17 protein-coding genes are annotated in these 20,507 nt (G+C 44.2%); all 17 read left to right on the top strand.

The window, feature by feature from the left end:
* The first annotated feature begins 6 nt into the window (after positions 1–6).
* Positions 7–1,230 (top strand): type II secretion system F family protein, encoded by a 1,224-nt coding sequence (locus OH460_RS10435; protein WP_269997007.1) that lies wholly within the window; start codon positions 7–9, stop codon positions 1,228–1,230.
* A 3-nt stretch (positions 1,231–1,233) separates the two neighbouring features.
* Positions 1,234–1,689: an MSHA biogenesis protein MshF gene (locus tag OH460_RS10430; RefSeq protein ID WP_269997006.1), complete on the top strand. Its 456-nt coding sequence runs from the start codon at positions 1,234–1,236 to the stop codon at positions 1,687–1,689.
* Between the two features lie 79 nt (positions 1,690–1,768).
* Positions 1,769–2,344, top strand: coding sequence for a prepilin-type N-terminal cleavage/methylation domain-containing protein (locus OH460_RS10425; RefSeq protein WP_269997005.1), 576 nt, complete (start codon positions 1,769–1,771; stop codon positions 2,342–2,344).
* Positions 2,345–2,379: 35 nt separating this feature from the next.
* Entirely contained in the window at positions 2,380–2,871 is a 492-nt protein-coding gene (locus OH460_RS10420) for a type II secretion system protein (protein WP_269997004.1), read from the top strand.
* A 122-nt stretch (positions 2,872–2,993) separates the two neighbouring features.
* On the top strand, positions 2,994–3,491 hold the full coding sequence (locus OH460_RS10415) for a type II secretion system protein (protein WP_019826961.1): 498 nt from the start codon (positions 2,994–2,996) through the stop codon (positions 3,489–3,491).
* The gene (locus OH460_RS10410; protein ID WP_019826959.1) at positions 3,488–3,850 is read left to right on the top strand and encodes a type IV pilus modification PilV family protein; all 363 of its coding nucleotides are present in this window, start codon (positions 3,488–3,490) and stop codon (positions 3,848–3,850) included. The genes OH460_RS10415 and OH460_RS10410 overlap by 4 nt, the downstream gene beginning before the upstream one ends.
* A complete protein-coding gene (locus OH460_RS10405; RefSeq protein WP_019826957.1) occupies positions 3,850–4,572 on the top strand; it encodes a PilW family protein in 723 nt (240 codons plus the stop codon). Before OH460_RS10410 ends, OH460_RS10405 begins: the two co-directional genes overlap by 1 nt.
* Positions 4,562–5,020, top strand: coding sequence for an MSHA biogenesis protein MshP (locus tag OH460_RS10400; protein WP_269997003.1), 459 nt, complete (start codon positions 4,562–4,564; stop codon positions 5,018–5,020). The genes OH460_RS10405 and OH460_RS10400 overlap by 11 nt, the downstream gene beginning before the upstream one ends.
* Entirely contained in the window at positions 5,017–9,384 is a 4,368-nt protein-coding gene (locus OH460_RS10395) for a DUF6701 domain-containing protein (protein ID WP_269997002.1), read from the top strand. Before OH460_RS10400 ends, OH460_RS10395 begins: the two co-directional genes overlap by 4 nt.
* Positions 9,385–9,534: 150 nt before the next feature.
* Positions 9,535–10,578 (top strand): rod shape-determining protein, encoded by a 1,044-nt coding sequence (locus tag OH460_RS10390; protein ID WP_004740843.1) that lies wholly within the window; start codon positions 9,535–9,537, stop codon positions 10,576–10,578.
* A 94-nt stretch (positions 10,579–10,672) separates the two neighbouring features.
* Positions 10,673–11,560 carry a rod shape-determining protein MreC gene (gene mreC, locus OH460_RS10385; protein WP_008220573.1) on the top strand — a complete coding sequence of 296 codons (888 nt, stop codon included), beginning with the start codon at positions 10,673–10,675 and terminating at the stop codon, positions 11,558–11,560.
* Positions 11,550–12,038 (top strand): rod shape-determining protein MreD, encoded by a 489-nt coding sequence (gene mreD, locus OH460_RS10380; protein WP_019826951.1) that lies wholly within the window; start codon positions 11,550–11,552, stop codon positions 12,036–12,038. Before mreC ends, mreD begins: the two co-directional genes overlap by 11 nt.
* 7 nt (positions 12,039–12,045) lie before the next feature.
* On the top strand, positions 12,046–12,690 hold the full coding sequence (locus OH460_RS10375; RefSeq protein ID WP_269997001.1) for a Maf family protein: 645 nt from the start codon (positions 12,046–12,048) through the stop codon (positions 12,688–12,690).
* Between the two features lie 20 nt (positions 12,691–12,710).
* On the top strand, positions 12,711–14,180 hold the full coding sequence (gene rng, locus OH460_RS10370) for a ribonuclease G (RefSeq protein ID WP_004740839.1): 1,470 nt from the start codon (positions 12,711–12,713) through the stop codon (positions 14,178–14,180).
* 10 nt (positions 14,181–14,190) lie between these two features.
* Positions 14,191–18,063 carry a YhdP family protein gene (locus OH460_RS10365; RefSeq protein ID WP_269997000.1) on the top strand — a complete coding sequence of 1,291 codons (3,873 nt, stop codon included), beginning with the start codon at positions 14,191–14,193 and terminating at the stop codon, positions 18,061–18,063.
* A gap of 65 nt (positions 18,064–18,128) precedes the next feature.
* Positions 18,129–18,941 carry a carbon-nitrogen hydrolase family protein gene (locus tag OH460_RS10360; RefSeq protein WP_019826945.1) on the top strand — a complete coding sequence of 271 codons (813 nt, stop codon included), beginning with the start codon at positions 18,129–18,131 and terminating at the stop codon, positions 18,939–18,941.
* Between the two features lie 19 nt (positions 18,942–18,960).
* Positions 18,961–20,406 (top strand): metalloprotease TldD, encoded by a 1,446-nt coding sequence (tldD, locus tag OH460_RS10355; RefSeq protein ID WP_017630734.1) that lies wholly within the window; start codon positions 18,961–18,963, stop codon positions 20,404–20,406.
* Positions 20,407–20,507 lie beyond the last annotated feature (101 nt).

The following is a 20,507-nucleotide window of genomic DNA, read 5'->3' as shown; positions in this document are numbered from 1 at the left end:
AGTGATATGCCAACGTATCGTTATGTAGGTCGCAGCTCTGATGGCAGCCAAGTCAGTGGCCTATTAGACGCGAATAACGAAGATCTTGCCGCTGAAAGCTTGATGAGTAAGGGTATTATCCCAACCTCGATTAAGCTCGGGAAAAGTGGTGGTTCCGTATTAGATATGGACGTCTCTGCTCTATTCTCACCGAGTGTGCCACTTGAAGTCCTGGTGTTGTTCTGCCGCCAGTTATACAGCTTAACTAAAGCGGGGGTTCCGCTATTAAGGTCGATGAAAGGCCTGACCCAAAACTGCGAAAATAAGCAGTTGAAGGCTGCTCTTGAAGAGGTGGTCGCAGAGTTAACCAATGGTCGTGGACTGGCGGCATCGATGCATATGCACCCTAAAGTATTTAGCCCACTGTTTGTTTCTATGATCGGTGTTGGTGAAAATACAGGTCGTCTTGATCAGGCTTTGTTGCAATTAGCGGGTTACTACGAACAAGAAGTCGAGACTCGAAAGCGAATCAAGACCGCGATGCGCTATCCAACCTTCGTGATCAGCTTTATTTTGATCGCGATGTTCATACTTAACATCAAGGTTATTCCACAGTTCTCCAGCATGTTCGCTCGGTTTGGTGTCGATTTGCCACTGCCGACCCGTATCTTAATCGGTATGTCTGAGTTCTTTGTGAATTACTGGGGAATCATGCTCGGCGTGATCTTTGGTCTTATCTTTGCTTTTAAAGCCTGGGTTAAGACGGACAAAGGTCTAGAGAAGTGGGACAGGATTCGCTTAAAAATACCTGTCATCGGTGGGGTCGTGAACCGAGCATTACTGTCACGTTTTTCGCGTACCTTTGCTTTGATGCTGAAAGCGGGTGTGCCGCTAAATCAATCTTTAGCGCTATCGGCTGAAGCCCTGGATAACCGCTTTTTAGAGCTACGGGTACAAGCCATGAAGTCGGCTATCGAAGCAGGTAGTACGGTTTCATCGACAGCGATTAACAGCGAAATTTTCACACCGCTGGTGATACAAATGATCTCGGTAGGTGAAGAGACGGGTCGTATCGATGAGCTACTGCTCGAAGTGGCTGACTATTATGATCGAGAAGTCGATTATGATCTTAAAACCTTGACCGCAAGAATAGAACCGATCTTGTTGACCATAGTAGCAGGCATGGTGTTGATTCTTGCTCTCGGTATTTTCTTACCTATGTGGGGAATGCTGGATGCAATCAAAGGTTAAGGAATGCTAAATAACCTACAACGCTCACGTTTTGTGATTTGGACTGTGGTTATTCTTTTTCTAACTATAGGGCTACTTTCTGCATGGGAGTCAGTAGAAGAGGATGCGACCAATACGGCATTAATCGTGGCAAGTAAGCGTATCCTTGAACAAGCAAACCTGTTCAAGCAGCGATATTTGCTTAAAGGTGCAGAACAAAAAAGCAACTCTGAATACCCCAAAAGCTACAGCAGAACTGGGTGGGTAATGCCCATTCAAGGCTCGGAGGTAGACTGTAATTATTGGTTGGATGAATTGTATCCACCGAAGAGCATTCTAGGGCTCAACTCCCCAAGAGTTGAAGACCAAAGTGATAACAAACAGTTTCATTGCAGTTATCATTATGGTGATAAATATCAGATAGATATATTACTCAAGAGCGAAAGGTTTAGCGTGAAAGCCAATATTTTGGCTTTGTGAAAATATTGACAGTTTTAGTATGGTTTTATACGAGCGCGAATGTATAATGCGCGTTAATAATTAGATGAGTAGGTAGAAAATGCTTAAGAATCAAAAGGGTTTCTCCCTTGTCGAATTAGTGATAGTGATCGTAGTCGTTGGTTTATTGGCGGTCGCTGCGTTACCTCGTTTTCTCGACGTGACGGATGAAGCCAAGAAATCAAGCATTGAAGGTGTCGCTGGTGGCTTTGCAACGGCAGTTCTGTCAGCAAGAGCACAATGGGAAGCGGAAGCAAGGCCGTCAGAGAAGATAGGTGTTGAAACATACAATACTGTAAATTATGATGGTGTTGATTTTTGGTTAACAAGATCAAAGAACAGTAACAACGAAGATACTGACTTTCGAGATGGTTATCCATGGACTTTGAACAACAACTCTGGCACAGCGCCGCAAGATATTTCAGACCAAACATGTTCTGAGTTGATGGAAAACTTGCTGCAAAACCCACCGAAAGTGGGCCCTATTTCAGATGTAGCGAACGACTCAAACTACAAGTATTCAGCGCAAGCAAATTCTGGTGATGCAACCTGTACTTACGTTCAATTAGAAGGTAGTACCGAGCATGAATTTGTTTACGAAATTAAAACTGGTCGTGTGACCGTAACTTTGCAGTAAGTCTGCGTAAAATTAAACATAGAGAGAGCTTAACTATGAAAAGACAAGGCGGTTTCACCCTAATCGAACTAGTGGTTGTAATTGTTATTCTTGGTATTCTTGCTGTAACTGCGGCACCACGTTTCCTAAACCTGCAAGATGATGCTCGTGAGTCTTCACTTCAAGGTCTAAAAGGTGCAATTGATAGTGCTGCTGGTATTGTTTATGGCAAAGCCGCTGTAGAGGGCGTTGAGTCTCAAGAGTACACAGTAAACCCAGCCCCAGAAGTAGAAGGCATTACAACTTCTTTTGGTTACCCAACAGCGGATGCTAATGGTATTGGTGCAGCAGTTGTTGGCTTGTCTACAGATTGGGCTGTAACTGCTAGTGTTGCAAATACCAGTATTACATACTCATTTGCAGGTGCGAATGCTAACGCAGCGGCATGTATCGTTACTTATACGCAAGCTACTGGTACAACAGCGGCAAGTGCTGCAACTACTACTGTAAATTTAGGTTCTGCAGCTGATGGCTGTGGTGGTAACTAGATTTTTGTTCTAGACCAGCTTCGGCTGGTCTTTTTTTGTATTTAATATGTTTAAACTGCTACTTTATCCTTCCATATAGTAATTTATAATCTAGATAGTCAAATTAACCAATTAAGGCTTATATGAATACAAAGCCAAATAAAGGTTTCACTCTAGTAGAATTAATTGTGGTGATTCTTTTACTTGCGATTATCTCTGTGACAGCTATCAGCCGATTTGGTGGTCGCCAAATTTATGAATTATATGCTCTGCAAGAGCAGGTTTCTTCTGTTGTACGACAGGTTCAGCTCAATAGAATGCAATCGAATATGGATATGTCTGTGTCTGGGGCTGACAGCTTACGTTTGGTGGCAGTAAATGGTTGCCTTGGCTCTCAATCGGCCTGTGACAATCTAGCTGAAACCAGAAGTGATGTTATTTCCAGTGATGATTACACGTTTTCATCTCAACCTCTCTCTACGACCTCTTCCCCAATAGAATTCAACTTGTTGGGTAACCCTGAGAGTGCTGCTTCAGCTGGTGTTCAAATTACCATCTCATCAAAAAATAGTTCAGACAGAGTCTGGGTTTGTATTAACTCTCAAGGTTTTGTTTATCCGAGTAATCAGGTATGCCCATGAAGTACGAAAATAGTGGCTTTACGCTAATCGAGTCGATCATTGTTATTGTATTACTTGGTTTTGCTATGCTCGCATTTTCTACTTTTCTTGCACCACAATCCGCACTTTCAGGACAAGTAAATTATTCCAACCGAGCTTCGGCATTAGGTCAAAGTATTATGACCGATCTTTTATCTCGAGATTACGGTTCGGTGAGCTCTGGCACTCCAATTGAACTCGGCAACACTTATGCTAATTTTGATGTGGATTTAGTTGTTACCAACGATACACCAACAGCTTCGATGCAGAAGTTTACGCTCACAATTACCGCAAGCAATAATCCTCCTATCACTTTAGTCGCTTATAAAGGGGAGTATTAATGAAAGGGAAAGGGTTTACGCTCATAGAGATGATTTTAGCTATTGTTATCTCAAGTATCGTCTTGCTTGGTGTTGCGAATTTTACTGAACTTGGTATGAGAGGCTATTTTGGCTCTGTAGAACGCTTTCGACTACAAACGGAAGCTAGGTTTGTATTAGAAAAACTGTCTCGTGAAGTAAGGCATGCTGTACCTAACCTGTTTCCAGCTTCTGTTAGTAGCGGATGTGTCTCATTTTATCCTATTGTTGACTCGGGCTTCTACGTGATCTCCGGTGCGGATATTAATTTTCTAGTGAGTGATTCTGGTGCGACAAGCAGCTCATTGCAATCCATGTCATTGGTTATAAACCCGACTCGACCACATACTGATATCGGCAACCTAAATAATATATACCCCCTCGATAGTGTAGTTCCTCCAAGTGCGTCCGCTGCATACTTTTCTATTCCAAATGGAGCTAACACTCTTGTCAGTGAATCTGTAGGAAAAAGGCATTACATTTTTGACTCAAATAACCTTGTGGAATATTGCCTTGCGAGCGGTAATTTATTAACTCGTAATGGTGTCACAATAAGCGATCGAGTTATGAGTGAGAATAGCACTCTGAGTTATCAACCCGCGAATGTTCAGAGCAATGGTATCGTTGAATTGACCCTTGAGTTTTCAGAAAATAATGAATCCACAGTATTTGAGCAAGATATACAGGTGATCAATGTTCCGTAAATCACTCCAGAAAGGTAGCGCGCTAATCATGGTCATCTTTGTTATCGTGGTGCTTGGTTTCTTAGCGACAAGTTTGAGTCGAACGAGTTGGTCTGACAATGATTCAAACACTCGAGTTGTACTTGGCACGCAAGCTTGGCTGCTAAGCCATTCTGTTAATGAGTATGTGATGACTCAGTTCTACCCAGATCCTGACCCTGCGGCTTCCTCTGCAGTTGCTAGTGTTTGTAGCAGTAATGACCTGCAGCCTGGAGGTGGGACCTTTGCGGTAGCAAGCTCTATGGTTAACACAGCTCCAGTTAATTGTTCTCTTGAACGAATACAGTGTTCCAATCGGGGAGAGCTTGATGGCTTTACTTTCTATATTTTGGAGTCTTCGGTTATTTGTGGCTCTGGTGTGAGCCAAGTGCAACGTAATCAAGAACTTTGGGTGAAGGAGGCTGAATGAAGCATTTTAGTATAATATTGATACTGCTATTTATTTCTTTTCCTTCTTTTGCTGATTTTTCATCGTCACAATGCAGCTCACTTCATGCTGGAGATGATTTTTCCGTATGGTTTAAATTATCCCCTGCATCGGGGGGAGATACTATCTACGCGACGAAAAGAAATGGCGGCAGCCCTACGCCAATTTGGAGTAATGATGTCAATGTTCAAGGTCCAGTAATTGATGACAATGAAACTAATAACGGTGAGTTTTATGAAGTTTGGCTTGAATATGAAAGTAGTTCGAATAAATCTGGTTGGTTAACTTATAATTTATGGGAAGGAAGTTCTTGGCGACAAGTTGGGCTCCCTCAATTTGCTGATCTTTCAGGGCTTTCTGCTGCGATTGCTGTATCGGGAGATGGAGCTAGTGAGATTCAGTGCGATGATGATATAACTCAACCACCGCCAAGTTATGTATCGCAAGCGCAGTACCAGTTTGGAGTCGCGCAATGTGCAGGCTCAGAATGTAAGATACCTCTAAATAAACCCTTTACGAATACACCACTTGTGTTCGTCATGCCTACTATTACTTCTAATAATCCTGACTTAGATGCTCCAGCAACGTTAGTTGTGACTAATGTTACGAAAACGGAAGCCACTATCGAGCAGGTAAAAGCGCCTAAAAACGGTTGGGGACCTGATTTAAACAGCCAACCAATGACAGAGGTAAGCTATCTTGCCATTGAACCCGGTATTGCTGATTTTAATGGACATCAAGTAATTGCGGGTTACATAGAGACAGATGAAGCAAGTGCAAAGTTTGGTTCAAACGATAATGATAGAGTTCTCTACAGTGATTTTGGTGGAAGTACATTTTCTTCAAACCCAGTCGTGTTACATCAGATCCAAACTCGGAACAACAGTCCTAAATGGATGACATCTGGCAAGGTAAAAAGAACTAATGAGCGATCTTATGTTGATCTATTTTTAGAGCTGAGTGCCTCTCACAACAGTAATCTCGACTATGAAGATGAAAAAATAGCCTTTTTAGCGACATTGCCGACTAACTCTAACCTTGAGGTTGATGGGTATAAGGTTCAGTTTGCAAGAGGGTATGATACACCTAGTCAAAATGGAAATGATCCAATGTTAGATGGCTGTGAAGATAAATATGCCACAACCTCTCTCACTAATATTGACGGGATCATAGCTAATAAACAAGAGAGGGCTGGTGGACACGGAGGTTGGTTACGTCGATGTAACATTAACACGAATCAAGTTAGCTTTGTTGTTGATGAGGACTTTAGAGACCGCACACATATACCTGAAGAGGTTGGTTACTTTGCTTTTGAAATTGACGATATTTCAATTGATATTTGTGAGATATTCCCTGCTCCAGCGAGTTCTTGGAAGAATAATTCTCAAGTAACATTCAATAATGCCCCCAACTTTCCTAATGGTGAGCCTTTAAAGTATTTCATCGGCGGATGGAGTGGTGAATCTTGCTCTCCAAGCGAAAGTAATTGCCAAGATATCAGGATGGGGTTTGACCGTTTAACTGATTATTCCAATTACCAGTACACGTGTCAGACTGGTAATTGTGTTACCGGTGGTGAAAAGGTTGACGCAAGTAAACTCCCCCCAATTAACTTTCCAGAGTTAAGTGGTGATGTAGTGTTCAACAACTCAAGACCTGATGAAATTGATCAGTCCGGAAGTTGTGAGGCTGCTTTGGTTGGGGATACATGTCACCCAGCAGGGCAAGGCGATGGTGTGATCAATATAAATGTGGATCTTAACTCACTAACCTTAGGATATGGTGGCTCTGATTATCCAGTTGAATACAGATTTCCAGCGAACAAAAAAGTGTATATCGGTAATCTCACATCTAATAGTTCAAATGTTACTTTGGCGGTTGGAGCAAATACCTATCATTATTTCAAGACACTAAAGTTTAATAGTACGAATAATACGATTAAGGTGAGCTCTAAGTCGGCGATATTAATAAAAGATTCATTAATCTTTAATAGCCCGGCAGACGTGAACAATGATCACGTTAGTGATGATTTGATTTTCTATGGCCCGGAGGCTGATGCCACATTCAACATCGCATCTGGGGCAATAGTTAATGCGCATATTTTATTTGATTCGATCCAGTTTAATAATGGTGGAACGATCGGAGGTTCAGTTATAACCAATAGCTTAACCATACATGATGCCAATACTGTGATCTTAGGACAGAATAGTTGTTACAGCCCCCCTGCGAGTTATCAATTGGATTTAAGCCCAAATAAAGACTTCTCTTTATTGTGTGAAATTCCACAAGTGACAGTCACTATAACTGACTCTCAAGGGAGTCCAGCTACGGAGCCAGTTGAAGTTTATATTACGATACCTGCAGGTATAACCGTTGATAGTGTTATTGACGGGCGCCATAACGGTGGTAATTCTTATTCAACAAATTCATCGGGAATATTAACGCTCGGTTTGGATGCTGGCTCAATTGGGACTTATAAAATTGAGGCTGAATTAGCTTCTGACTCAAGCCAAAATGACTCTGGTGATTTTCTAGTATCACTCTATAAATTTGAAGCGAGTGATGTATATGCGGTAGCCGATCAGGCTGCGACATTTGATTTGAAAGTATTAGCTTGCAAAGGCGATGAAGCAACATTGGTTTCAGGTTATCAAGGTGATAAAAACCTTGGTGTATCGGACTTTTCGTTGGTGAACCCTACCTCTGCTCAAGGAGCAGTTGATGGAAACTTATTGGTAAAAAGTAAGAGCGACTGGAGTGATACCTCGGTAATCTTTGAATTTGACAGTACAGCTCAAACTACTGGTTCAGTTATTTACAGCGAAGCTGGTAAGGTTAGCTTCAAACTTTCCGATCCTACTTTTGAATGCCCTACAGGATATGATTGTGAAGATAATGACGGTGAAAGTTGGGATGCATTAGAAGGTGTCGTTGATGTCTATGTCCGACCTTGGAAATTTGCAATCTGCACGAACAACAATTCTGATGGAAACAGTAGTAGTGGGAGTGCGTTTGCTGCTGCAGGGGAAGAGTTTGACGTGTATGCTAAACCTATTCGGTTCACGAATGATGCAAGTCAGCAATGTACTAATAGCTTGGTAACACAAAACTATTTGCTTTCTGCAGGTGCAGTAGGTGCAACTCATACATTAGATACACCTAATGATAGCGATGCAGTGTTAGGTAGCTTAGAGCCGACTAGTCAGCTGACTCAATCTAGCTCAGATATAGTACTTGCTGATAACGGCTATAAATTTAAAAATCTAAAATACTCAGAAGCGGGTAGTTTTAATTTTAAAGTGACCGAAGACTCGAATAGCTTTTATGGCAAGATTCTCGGTGGCTTCTCTGGAAGTAAATCAATTGGCCGCTTTTATCCGAAATATTTCCTGCAAGAGAACCCTGAATGGAATGTCGCGAATCAAAACGACATTGCTTATTTGAGTCAACCTTACGACTCAACTGTTCATCAAGTGTACCCAATGGCATCTGGTGAAAGCAGTGTTGGTAACGCGCTCAATAATTATCGTTTCTTCCATTCAGACTTACAGGCGAAATTTGGTGTTCTAGATGACACAGCCGTCGATAATCGGTTCTTACTAGATACTGATGCTGGGTCTTGGTCTACTGATCGCAAGCACTGGTTGTTGAACGATAGTGCCGCTGTTCTTGAGCGAGTTACGGATTCTGATAGTGTTAGCCGCAAGGATAATCCTTTTAATACATCGGATGCTAATTCTACAGTTACCCATTTCGGTTTAACGGTAGACGGTGCTGACCCAGTGTCATTTACTGATTCAGATACTTTGACAGACTCTGTAGAGTTTCTGATTCAACCCCCTGCCCGATATGGCCGAATGGCACTGGATGATATTGGTGGTAATTCTGATACTGTTCTAACTATTCCATTGCGAGCTGAGTTCTGGGATGGCAGTGAATTTGTTGTTAATGAAGATGATAATCGCAGTACTTTTGATGGTTCAAAAGCTTGTAAACAAGTGATTTGGCACAGTGACGGGGCGATAACCACGTTAGCTTCGCTTAACGGCAGTGGCAGCGTAGATGATGGTGAGGAAGAGGTCACCGCGAATCAAAATACGCCTGCAGGTACAGATACGCCGCGTGAGCAAGTCCGTCTATGGTTAAGAATGGGTGATTCGAAACCAAGCAAGAAGACGGGCGAAAATGACATATCATGTTCGACAGATTACGAAGATCAACCTTGGTTGCAATACAATTGGCGCCAACTAGGCGATGAAGATCCCTCCACCGTCGTCACATTTGGCATCTACCGTGGTAACGATCGCGTTATTTACCGAGGTGAAAGCGGCTTAACAGGTCAGTAATAATATAATTTTTGATGGTTAAGTTAGGAATCTGTAAGAAATTGCGGATTTCAGTCCATGTTTATACTTCAATGCCTTGCCGTGACAGCAAGGCATTGGTACATTTAGTGCAATTTTTGTCTTCTAATTCTTGCAGGATGAGCGAAGAATATGTTTAAAAAACTTCGTGGCATGTTTTCAAACGACCTATCGATTGACTTAGGTACTGCCAATACCCTTATATATGTAAAAGGCCAAGGCATTGTTCTTGATGAGCCTTCAGTTGTAGCTATTCGCCAAGATCGTGTGGGTTCTGCAAAAAGTGTCGCTGCTGTTGGCCACGCTGCTAAGCAAATGCTTGGTCGTACGCCTGGTAACATTTCAGCGATCCGTCCAATGAAAGATGGCGTAATTGCTGATTTCTACGTAACGGAAAAAATGCTTCAGCACTTCATTAAACAAGTGCATGACAACAGTGTGCTTAAACCAAGCCCTCGCGTTTTGGTTTGTGTACCTTGTGGTTCAACGCAAGTTGAGCGTCGTGCTATTCGTGAATCTGCGCTAGGTGCTGGTGCTCGTGAAGTTTATCTAATCGATGAGCCAATGGCTGCAGCGATCGGTGCTGGTCTACGCGTATCAGAACCAACGGGTTCAATGGTTGTTGATATCGGTGGTGGTACTACTGAAGTTGCGGTTATCTCTCTAAACGGTGTGGTTTACTCATCTTCTGTTCGTATCGGTGGTGACCGTTTTGATGAAGCGATCATCAACTACGTTCGTCGTAACTACGGCAGCTTGATCGGTGAAGCGACGGCAGAGAAGATCAAACACGAAATCGGTTCAGCTTACCCTGGCGATGAAGTAGAAGAGATCGAAGTACGTGGTCGTAACCTTGCTGAAGGTGTACCTCGTAGCTTTAGCCTAAATTCAAATGAGATCCTTGAAGCACTTCAAGAACCTCTATCTGGCATCGTATCGGCAGTAATGGTTGCACTTGAACAGTGCCCACCAGAGCTTGCTTCTGATATCTCAGAAAACGGTATGGTACTAACAGGTGGTGGTGCACTGCTTAAAGACCTTGATCGTCTGCTAACTGAAGAGACAGGTATCCCTGTTGTTGTTGCAGAAGAGCCACTAACGTGTGTTGCTCTAGGTGGCGGTAAAGCCCTAGAGATGATCGACATGCACGGCGGCGATCTGTTCAGCGAAGAATAATATCTAGTGTTAGGCTCTTTTATTATCTAGTTTTATGTAAAGAGCCTAGGACCTTGTCTATAGGATCAAATGTAGCTCTAGGATCAAATATAGAATGAAGCCAATTTTTGGTAGAGGTCCCTCTCTACAATTGCGCCTGTTTTTTGCTGTAATTTTATCAGCCAGCCTTATGCTGGCTGATAGTCGTTTAGATGCTTTCTCAAATGTCCGCTATCTATTGAACAGCATGGTTGCCCCAATTCAATATGCAGCCAACTTGCCTCGCACTATGTTCGACGGTGTATACGACCGTTTTAGCACTCGTAAAGGACTGATCGAATCAAACCATAATATGAAACGAGAAGTCTTGCGACTGAAGAGCGAGCTTATTTTGCTTGAGCAATATCAAGAAGAAAATAAGCGCCTTCGTAAGCTATTAGGCTCTCCGTTTATCCGTGATGAAAAGAAAGTCGTTACTGAAGTTATGGCCGTTGATACCTCTCCATACCGTCATCAAGTCGTGATCGATAAAGGTCAGATTGATGGGGTGTATGAAGGTCAGCCGGTGATTAACGAGAAAGGTATTGTTGGTCAAGTGACCTTTGTTGCGGCTCACAATAGTCGAGTCTTGCTACTGACGGATGCAAACAATGCGATTCCCGTCCAGGTTATCCGTAACGATATCCGTGTGATTGCTTCTGGAAATGGCATGATTGATGAAATCCAGCTAGAGCACATTCCAACCAGTACTGATATTCAGGAAGAAGATCTCTTGGTAACGTCAGGGCTTGGTGGTGTTTATCCAGAAGGTTACCCAGTCGCTTATGTCTCTAAGGTTGATTACGATCCGAAACGTGAGTTTGCGGTAATCAAAGCGGAACCTGTGGTTGAGTTTGATAAGCTTAGATATCTGCTGCTTGTGTGGCCTGACGAAAACAAACAGAAACAAACCGATCAATCCAACATAGAGCAAGCAATGTTAGAGGATGAAAATGGCCAATAGCGTTTTAAGAAGCAAGATAGTAATTGGCTGTTCATTATTGATCGCGCTTATTCTGCAAACCATTCCATGGCCAGGCAGTTTAGACTTGTTCAGACCGTCTTGGTTACTGCTGGTTACTTGTTACTGGGTTCTGGCTTTGCCGCACCGTGTTAACGTGGGCAGCGCTTTGATTCTTGGCCTATTGTGGGACCTTTTGATTGGTTCGACATTAGGAATTCGAGGCATGATGATGGCAATCGTGATGTACATCGTTGCGTTAAACTTCCTCGTAATTCGTAATATGGCGCTGTGGCAACAAGCCATGATCATTGCGGCGTTAACGGTATTGTTTGAGGTGCTGATATTCTTCGGTGAATATTTGATCCAAGATGTCGTTTTCAATCCATTATCGTTATGGAGTGCATTGATAAACTGTATACTTTGGCCTTGGATGTTCTTGTTAATGAGACGTGTGCGTCGCCATTGGCATGTGAGGTAACATGACAATGCAAAAGAAACATTTAGTTTTGGCATCCGGTTCGCCGCGCCGCAAAGAATTATTATCTCAACTCGGCTATGAGTTTTCTGTCTTAGTCACCGATGTTGAAGAGTGTAAACACACTCAAGAAACCGCCGAAGAGTACGTTAAGCGACTATCTTTAGATAAAGCTCTAGCTGCGCTGTCTTTATTAACAACGAATCCTTCTGAAAAGCAGCATGTAGCTTCTGGTTCTGATACTGTAGTTGTTAGTTCTGATGCTATTTCTCTTGATTCTGAAATAGTGGTTCTTGGCTCTGACACTGTAGTGGTAAGCCAAGGGCAAGTGCTCGAGAAACCCGCGGATTTTTCTGACTCTAAGCGTATGCTGCTTCAGTTAGCGAATGGACGTCACCAAGTGATGACGGCTGTGTCAGTGGTTTCACAAGAAAAACAAAAAACAGAAATCGTTATTACCGACGTATGGTTTAAACCCCTCAGTGAAAAAGAAATAGAACAATACTGGCAAACAGGGGAGCCATGCGATAAAGCCGGTAGCTATGGGATCCAAGGTTTGGGTGGGCGCTTTGTCACCCGAATCGAAGGTAGTTATTACGCCGTTGTCGGCTTACCTTTATTTGAAACGGACCAGCTACTGCAAGAATTCTTATAATTACTAATCTGAGGTGCACCATGAGTGCTGAATTGTTGCTGAACGTGACCCCGAGTGAAACTCGCGTGGCCATGATTGAAGGGGGAACTCTTCAAGAGATCCATATCGAACGAGACGCTCGACGCGGAATCGTAGGAAATATCTATAAAGGTCGCGTTAGTCGTGTTCTTCCGGGAATGCAGGCTGCATTTGTGGATATCGGTCTTGAGAAAGCAGCTTTTCTACACGCCTCTGATATTGTTCCACACACTGAATGTGTCGCTGAAAATGAAAAGAAGCAATTTCAGGTTCGCGATATTTCAGAGCTTGTTCGTCAAGGACAAGACATTGTGGTTCAAGTCGTTAAAGATCCGCTTGGTACCAAGGGTGCTCGCCTAACCACTGATATCACTCTGCCATCTCGTTACCTCGTGTTTATGCCTGGGGCGAGTCACGTTGGTGTTTCTCAACGTATCGATAGCGAATCCGAGCGTAATCGTCTTAAGAAGGTCGTCTCTCATTACTGTGATGAGCATGGTGGCTTTATTATCCGTACTGCTGCAGAAGGCGCTGATTCAAACGAACTTGCACAAGACGCGGCATTCTTGAAGCGTCTATGGCTCAAAGTATTGGAACGCCGTGGCAAGCATAAAGCGCGCACTCGTTTGTACGGTGAGTTGTGTTTAAGTCAGCGTATCTTACGTGATTTCGTAGGAACGGAATTGAGCAAGATTCAGGTCGATTCCCGCCTTGAATATGAAAACCTTAAAGAGTTTACTTCTGAATATGTGCCAGAGCTGACTGATAAGCTTGAGCTGTATGAAGGTGATAAGCCTATCTTTGATATGTACGATACTGAGAACGAAATTCAGCGCTCTCTGGATCGTAAAGTTGAGCTCAAGTCTGGTGGCTATCTGATTATCGACCAAACGGAAGCCATGACCACGGTTGATATCAACACCGGTGCCTTTGTCGGTCGTCGCAATTTAGAAGAGACGATTTTCAATACCAATGTAGAGGCGACACAAGCGATTGCTCGTCAGCTACGTTTACGTAACTTAGGCGGCATCATCATTATCGACTTTATCGATATGCTGTCGGAAGACCACCGTAAGCGAGTACTAACTTCCCTAGAAAGTGCGCTAGACAAAGATCGTGTAAAGACCAATATTAATGGCTTCACACAGCTTGGTTTAGTAGAGATGACGCGTAAGCGTACTCGTGAAAGTATTGAGCATATTTTGTGTTCGAGTTGTCCTGCTTGTGAAGGTCGTGGCAGCGTGAAGACAGTTGAAACCGTTTGTTATGAAATACTTCGAGAAATCACTCGTGTCAACCGAGCCTACGACGCTGATAAGTTTGTGGTTTATGCTGCAGCTGCGGTTGCTGAAGCGTTAGAGGGCGATGAGTCTCATGCGCTTGCCGAGCTTGAAGTGTTTATTGGTAAACAAGTTAAAATCCAGGCTGAGCCTCTGTACATACAAGAGCAGTTTGATGTTGTTATGATGTAATGGAAATTTTGTGAGCTCAAGCGTTACTCTGATTCTACGTGCATGCTTATGGTTAGTGGTTACTCTCTTAGTAACGCTAGCCATTGCTGTTACTACACTGCGTGTAGCCTTACCCAATTTAAACAAGTATCAATCTGAAATTGAGCTTTGGGTAAATCAACATTCCGGTTTTGAGTTTTCGATTCAAGACGTGGGTGGTTTTTGGCGTAACACTCACCCTTCCATAGCACTGCAAGGTGTTAAAGCTAGCCTTCCTAATGCAGAAGACGTGGCCTTCTCTGTAGAGCGTGTTGAAGTCGAGTTTGACTTGATTCAATCGCTCGTTCAGATGCGTCCGGTTGTGGCGGATTTGGTCATGAATCAGATGTATCTTGATATCCGCTCTATTGACCTGTTTGCTGGGCAAAACGAGACTGACAAACCCAAAGATTCCGAGTCTTCTAAGCGTGTGATGCAGGAGCTCGATAACCTGCTGTTGAAAACCTTGGTCGATGTCACCGCGAAAGATTCCACCATTTTGTATCGTGCTGTCTCTGATGAAGAGCGTCAGCTTGATATCGAAACTTTAAAATGGCAAAACTCTGGCAAACACCACCTCGCAGAAGGGGTGGTGAGTATCAAAGACGCCAACCTCAACTCTTTGTCAGTAAGCGCTAACTTTATTGATGGTGGCTCACTCACTGATGTGACTGGTGAGTTTTATGTCAGCGCAGATAACATCTCAATTAAACCTTGGTTGACCCGTTACATGCAGGCAGAGTCTGGCATTGAAACGGGGACCGTGAGCCTAAATAGCTGGCTCACGCTACGTAATAGCAAGCCAGTAAGTGCCTACGTTGAAGTGCTGCCTTCAGAATTGACCTGGAACGAAGATGGCAAGCATGACTTGATGCTTGAATCAGGCGTGTTTAAGTTGTCTCCAATCGATGATGGCTGGCAAGTAAATGGTCACTCACTTAACTTGAGAACCGATGATACGCCGTGGCCCGAGCTAGATGTGGCATTTAAGTGGCAACAAGGCCCTTGGCAGCTAAATGTGTCTGAGCTCGATATCTCGACTATCACGCCGCTTATCAAGCTGCTGCCAGACTCAGAAGAGTCAACCAAGATGATAAATGTGTTGTCTCCGGGTGGTACGGTCTCTGATATTCGTCTATCTATGGAATCTGGTATCGAGAGCCTACGTTACTCCGCCAGTTTTTCTGATCTTGCGATTGAGCAATGGGATTTAGTGCCGGGCTTTAGCCAAGTTTCTGGTAGCATGTTCGGCTCTATGACCGAAGCAAAAGCCAGCCTACATGTTATTGACGATGTATTCCCGTATGGCGATGTTTTCCAAGCGCCTTTAAACATCAAGCAAGGTCAGGTTGATATTGTATGGCAGCAAGATGAGAGCGGCTGGAAGCTTTGGTCAGATAAAGTCACGGCAGCCACGCCAGATTTACAAGTGTTAGGTGCGTTTCGATTAGATTTCCCTAAAGATGCGAGCCCTTACTTATCATTTTACGGTGAAGCAGACGCTTACAACGTTGGCGAAACATGGCGTTACCTACCGACCTTAGCGCTTGGGCAAGACCTGACTGATTACCTATCTACTGCGATTCAAGCGGGTAAGGCAGATACTGTAAAACTGTTGTGGCATGGTGAATTGGCTCAATACCCATACGCGAATCACGATGGTATTTTCCAAATCTGGGTTGGATTAGAAGATGCCAAGTTTAGTTTCGATACCGCGTGGCCGTTGATTACAGACCTGCAACTGGACCTATTGTTTGAGAATGATGCGATGCATCTCGATTCTCGCTCTGCACAATTAATGGATGTGACTGCCGATCGAATCACTGGTCGTATTCCTTATTTGGGTGAAGGCGGTCATATCGAGATAGAAGCAAAAGCCACCGCGTCAGGTAATGCGGTACGCGATTACATGACGGCTTCGCCACTGGTTGACTCGGTGGGTGCTGCGTTAACTGCACTGCAAGTGAGCGGTGATGTCTCTTCCGAATTCCAGCTTAATATCCCATTCGACTCTGATAAAGAAGCCAGAGCGTGGGGTTACGCTGACCTAAGCGGCAACCATGTTGAAATTGAAGCGCCACCAATGGTGTTAGAAAACACCACGGGTCGTATCGAGTTTGATAATGATGTTGTGACAGCGAATGGTTTAGCGGCAGACTTGCTTAAACAAGGCATCTCTATTGATTTCAAAGGACAGAATGATGGTCCTGGCTATGCAGTTGATATCGATGTTCTGGGCGATTGGGATGTGAAGCCTTTAGAGCCTTACATTGGTGAGCAATGGTTGAGTCGTCTATCTGGTCATGCACAATGGCAAAGTCAGATTGATATTCAACTCAATGATATCGGTTTTACTTACCAATTAGATTTACAGTCTGACCTAAAATATCTCGCGAGCGATTACCCATACCCATTGGCGAAAAAGTCATTAGAGAGTGGTTCAGCAAGGCTACAAGCATCGGGTAACCAAGAAGCGATTACTGCGCGTTTGCAGTTGCCGAATACCAAGTACCAAGCTGAAATTGATATCACGGGTGATGTGCCTGAGTTAACCGCGACCAACCTAGTATTAGGTCGAGGTGGCTATAAGATTAGCCCGGTAGTTGGTCACCATGCGTTGATTCGCACGGATAAGTTTAATGCTGATGATTGGCTTTCGGTGATCATGGAGCCGGTACAGCCATCAACAGCTGTTCTAAGCCAAATGAACACACCAACGATTCCAGCGCCAAGTCGTGTGACTTTTGAAAGTAAAGAGCTGGTTCTTGGTGGTATTGCTTGGAATGATGTGGATTTTAGTGCGCGCAAGAATAAACAAGCTTGGCAAATGGAAGTATCGAGCCAAGAGCTAGAAGGGGATATTAATTATCTGCCTCCTTATGATTTAACCGTGTCGTTGGATCGCTTGCATCTGTTTGTTCCTGAATGGAGCGACAAATCAAACCAGGAACCATTGCTGCAACGCAAAGAGCAAGAAGCACCGTTGATCTCTGAGTTGGATAGAAAGATCCATGATGTGATGCCGAATCTCAAGTTAACCCTGAACGACTTCTGGCTACAAGGCTATAAGGTTGGCAAGGTAGATGTTGAACTGGCTAGAGAAGACAATCGCATTGCGTGGAAGAAAATTCAGGTACGCAGCGGCGGCAACAAAGCGGATGTTAGTGGCTGGTGGGAATTGAATGGTGACCGGAGTCATTCATCGCTGAAAGTTGACGTTGAAGGTGAAAACAACAGTGAGTTGATGGAGCGCTTTGGTATCACCTCGGGGATTCAAAAAGCACCGTTTGAGCTAGAAGCTCAACTTGACTGGGACGGTTCACCTTGGGGTATCAAGATGGATACTTTAGATGGCGACGTAAAAACCAAGTTCGGTAAAGGTATTATCTCAGATGTGAGCGGGGCAGCTCGCTTGCTTGGTTTGTTCAGTTTAGATTCGATCATTCGTAAGATGCAGCTCGATTTCTCTGATGTGTTTGATAAAGGCATGGCATTTAACAGCATTACAGGCACGGGCAAGATGCAAAATGGTATCTTCCTGACCAACGATCTGAACATGGATGCCGTAGCGGGTGAGATGAAGATAAAAGGCATCGCTAACCTAAATACTCGTCAGGTAGATGCAGAAGTAAACTTTACGCCAGATATCACATCGGGTATTCCAGTGCTAACAGCGTTTGCGGTAACGCCTCAAACTGCGTTGTATGTATTGGCGGTAACCACGGTGATTTCACCGGTTGTTGAGGTCTTTACTCAGGTTAATTACTCGGTGAAAGGCCCTCTGGATTCACCAACGGTAAGTGAGCTTTCTCGTAGCTCTGGTGAGTTCCAACTTCCAGAAAATCTAAGAAAGTTGGCTGAGTAAAAGTAAGCCCTAATATACAGATAAATAGTGATTTCTGAATCATAATGAATGGAGAAGCAGTACACATGGATTGTGTTGGTTTGATTCAAATGACTTCGGGCCCTGACCCTGACAGTAACCTTGATTATCTCGCCAAAGAGGTAGCCAAGTGTAAGGCGTTAGGGGCTAAATGGGTCGTTTGCCCAGAGAATGCATTGGTATTCGGTAGCAAAGCGGATTATCACCAGTATGCCGAGCCATTGAATGGTGGTCCATTACAGAAAAAACTGGCTGAGTTAGCTAGGCTTCATCGCATTTGGATCATTGTGGGCAGTATGCCGATAAGTACAGCGAAGGGTGTCACCACAACGACTCTGGTGATTGATGACTTTGGCAGCTTAGTGGCTCACTATGACAAGCTACATATGTTCGATGTGGATGTCGCCGATGCCCACAAGTGCTATCGAGAGTCCGATATTTTCACACCGGGTGACCGAGTTGTGACAACGGAAACGCCTTTTGGTCACTTAGGGTTAAGTATTTGCTATGATGTGCGCTTTCCTCACTTGTATTCAGAGTTACGCCAGCAAGGCGCGCAGATCATCGTGGTACCAGCTGCGTTTACTGCGGTAACCGGTCAGGCGCACTGGGAAGCACTGTTAAGATGCCGGGCAATCGAAACACAGTCGTGGATTGTTGCGGTAGGGCAAGGTGGTAAGCACCCTTGCCAAAGAGAAACATGGGGACACTCTATGGTGGTTGATCCCTGGGGGAGAGTGGTCGCACAGTTAGACCAAGACCCTAAAAGTATGGTGGTCGAGATAGACACATCCAGTTGTGAATCCATTAGGCAAAATATGCCCATCACACAACACACTCGATTTACCAATCAATTTTAATTACAAACAAGAGCCATCTATGAGCATTAATCAAATTGAAGAAGCGCTACTGAACCCGACAGGGCTTACGGAGCAAAATATCGCAGATACATTGGCGAGCATTGCTACCCGCCAAATTGATTATGCTGATATCTACTTTCAGTCAAGCTGGCACGAATCTTTAGTGCTAGAAGACAGCATTATTAAAGACGGCTCTTTCAATATCGATTGCGGTGTGGGCGTTCGTGCAGTATCTGGTGAAAAGACCGGTTTTGCTTACTCTGACCAAATCCAACTGGATGGTCTTAAGCAGAGCGCAATTGCAGCTCGTGGTATTGCGAAGCAAGGTCAAAACGGCAAGGTACAAGCCTTCAAGCGCAACTCTAACCAAACGTATTATGATGCAGTCAACCCGTTAGCAAGCTGGGAAAAGCAGCAAAAAACAGAACTTCTTAAGTCATTGGACGCTTACATTCGTACTAAAGAGCCAATGGTGACGGAAGTATCGGTAAGCCTAAGCGGTGTGCATGAGCAGATGCTGGTTGCCGCGACGGATGGTACGTACGCTGGCGATATTCGCCCGCTGGTTCGTTTATCTATTAGTGTTCTTGCTCAGAAAGGCGATCGCCGTGAGCGTGGTAGTGCTGGTGGTGGTGGCCGTTTTGGTTACGACTTCTTCCTAAGCGATGATAAAGGCACTCAAGTAGCTTATCAGTTTGCTGATGAAGCGATTCGCCAAGCGCTTGTTAACCTTGAAGCAGTTGCTGCGCCTGCTGGGGCAATGCCTGTCGTTCTCGGTTCTGGTTGGCCGGGCGTTCTGCTGCACGAAGCCGTAGGTCACGGTTTAGAGGGCGACTTCAACCGTAAAGAGTCTTCAGTATTCTCTGGTAAAGTTGGCGAACAAGTTACTTCAAGCTTATGTACGATTGTCGATGACGGTACATTGACTGATCTTCGTGGTTCACTGAACGTGGATGATGAAGGTGTTAACGGTCAGTACAATACCCTAATCGAAAACGGCATCTTGAAAGGTTACATGCAAGACAAGCTGAATGCTCGTCTAATGGGTGTGGCACCAACTGGTAACGGTCGTCGTGAGTCTTATGCGCATCTTCCAATGCCGCGTATGACGAATACCTATATGCTACCGGGTGAGCACACACCAGAAGAGATTATTGCGACAGTCGATAAAGGTATCTACGCACCAAACTTCGGTGGCGGTCAGGTAGATATTACGTCTGGTAAGTTTGTGTTCTCAGCTTCTGAAGCATACATGATTGAAAACGGTAAAATCACTCATCCAGTGAAGGGCGCAACACTGATCGGCTCTGGTATCGAAGCGATGCAGCAGGTGTCTATGGTGGGTAACGATCTAAGTATCGACCGTGGTGTTGGTGTTTGTGGTAAGGCTGGTCAAAGCGTGCCAGTGGGTGTTGGTCAACCAACATTGAAACTAGACTCTCTAACCGTTGGTGGTACTGAGTAAATCAGTCTAGTCTCAGCAAAATGACTGCAAAGTTAAAGTGAAAAGCGCCTCCATTGTGAGGCGCTTTTTGTCTTTGAGGAAGGGTTAGTAGTAGAAAGCGA

It is taken from the genome of Vibrio sp. Makdt (genome assembly GCF_027587015.1).
In the GTDB taxonomy this organism is placed as follows: Bacteria; Pseudomonadota; Gammaproteobacteria; order Enterobacterales; family Vibrionaceae; genus Vibrio; species Vibrio chagasii_B.
Note: the sequence above shows the minus strand (reverse complement) of the source record. Positions and strands in the feature narration are given on the sequence as shown.

Coding starts and splice junctions, on each gene's coding strand:
- OH460_RS10360 (WP_019826945.1), top strand. CDS start 18,129: ATGGATTGTGTTGGTTTGATTCAAATGACTTCGGGCCCTGACCCTGAC.
- OH460_RS10395 (WP_269997002.1), top strand. CDS start 5,017: ATGAAGCATTTTAGTATAATATTGATACTGCTATTTATTTCTTTTCCT.
- OH460_RS10420 (WP_269997004.1), top strand. CDS start 2,380: ATGAAAAGACAAGGCGGTTTCACCCTAATCGAACTAGTGGTTGTAATT.
- OH460_RS10400 (WP_269997003.1), top strand. CDS start 4,562: ATGTTCCGTAAATCACTCCAGAAAGGTAGCGCGCTAATCATGGTCATC.
- mreC (WP_008220573.1), top strand. CDS start 10,673: ATGAAGCCAATTTTTGGTAGAGGTCCCTCTCTACAATTGCGCCTGTTT.
- OH460_RS10435 (WP_269997007.1), top strand. CDS start 7: ATGCCAACGTATCGTTATGTAGGTCGCAGCTCTGATGGCAGCCAAGTC.
- OH460_RS10410 (WP_019826959.1), top strand. CDS start 3,488: ATGAAGTACGAAAATAGTGGCTTTACGCTAATCGAGTCGATCATTGTT.
- OH460_RS10405 (WP_019826957.1), top strand. CDS start 3,850: ATGAAAGGGAAAGGGTTTACGCTCATAGAGATGATTTTAGCTATTGTT.
- rng (WP_004740839.1), top strand. CDS start 12,711: ATGAGTGCTGAATTGTTGCTGAACGTGACCCCGAGTGAAACTCGCGTG.
- OH460_RS10430 (WP_269997006.1), top strand. CDS start 1,234: ATGCTAAATAACCTACAACGCTCACGTTTTGTGATTTGGACTGTGGTT.
- OH460_RS10390 (WP_004740843.1), top strand. CDS start 9,535: ATGTTTAAAAAACTTCGTGGCATGTTTTCAAACGACCTATCGATTGAC.
- tldD (WP_017630734.1), top strand. CDS start 18,961: ATGAGCATTAATCAAATTGAAGAAGCGCTACTGAACCCGACAGGGCTT.
- mreD (WP_019826951.1), top strand. CDS start 11,550: ATGGCCAATAGCGTTTTAAGAAGCAAGATAGTAATTGGCTGTTCATTA.
- OH460_RS10415 (WP_019826961.1), top strand. CDS start 2,994: ATGAATACAAAGCCAAATAAAGGTTTCACTCTAGTAGAATTAATTGTG.
- OH460_RS10425 (WP_269997005.1), top strand. CDS start 1,769: ATGCTTAAGAATCAAAAGGGTTTCTCCCTTGTCGAATTAGTGATAGTG.
- OH460_RS10375 (WP_269997001.1), top strand. CDS start 12,046: ATGCAAAAGAAACATTTAGTTTTGGCATCCGGTTCGCCGCGCCGCAAA.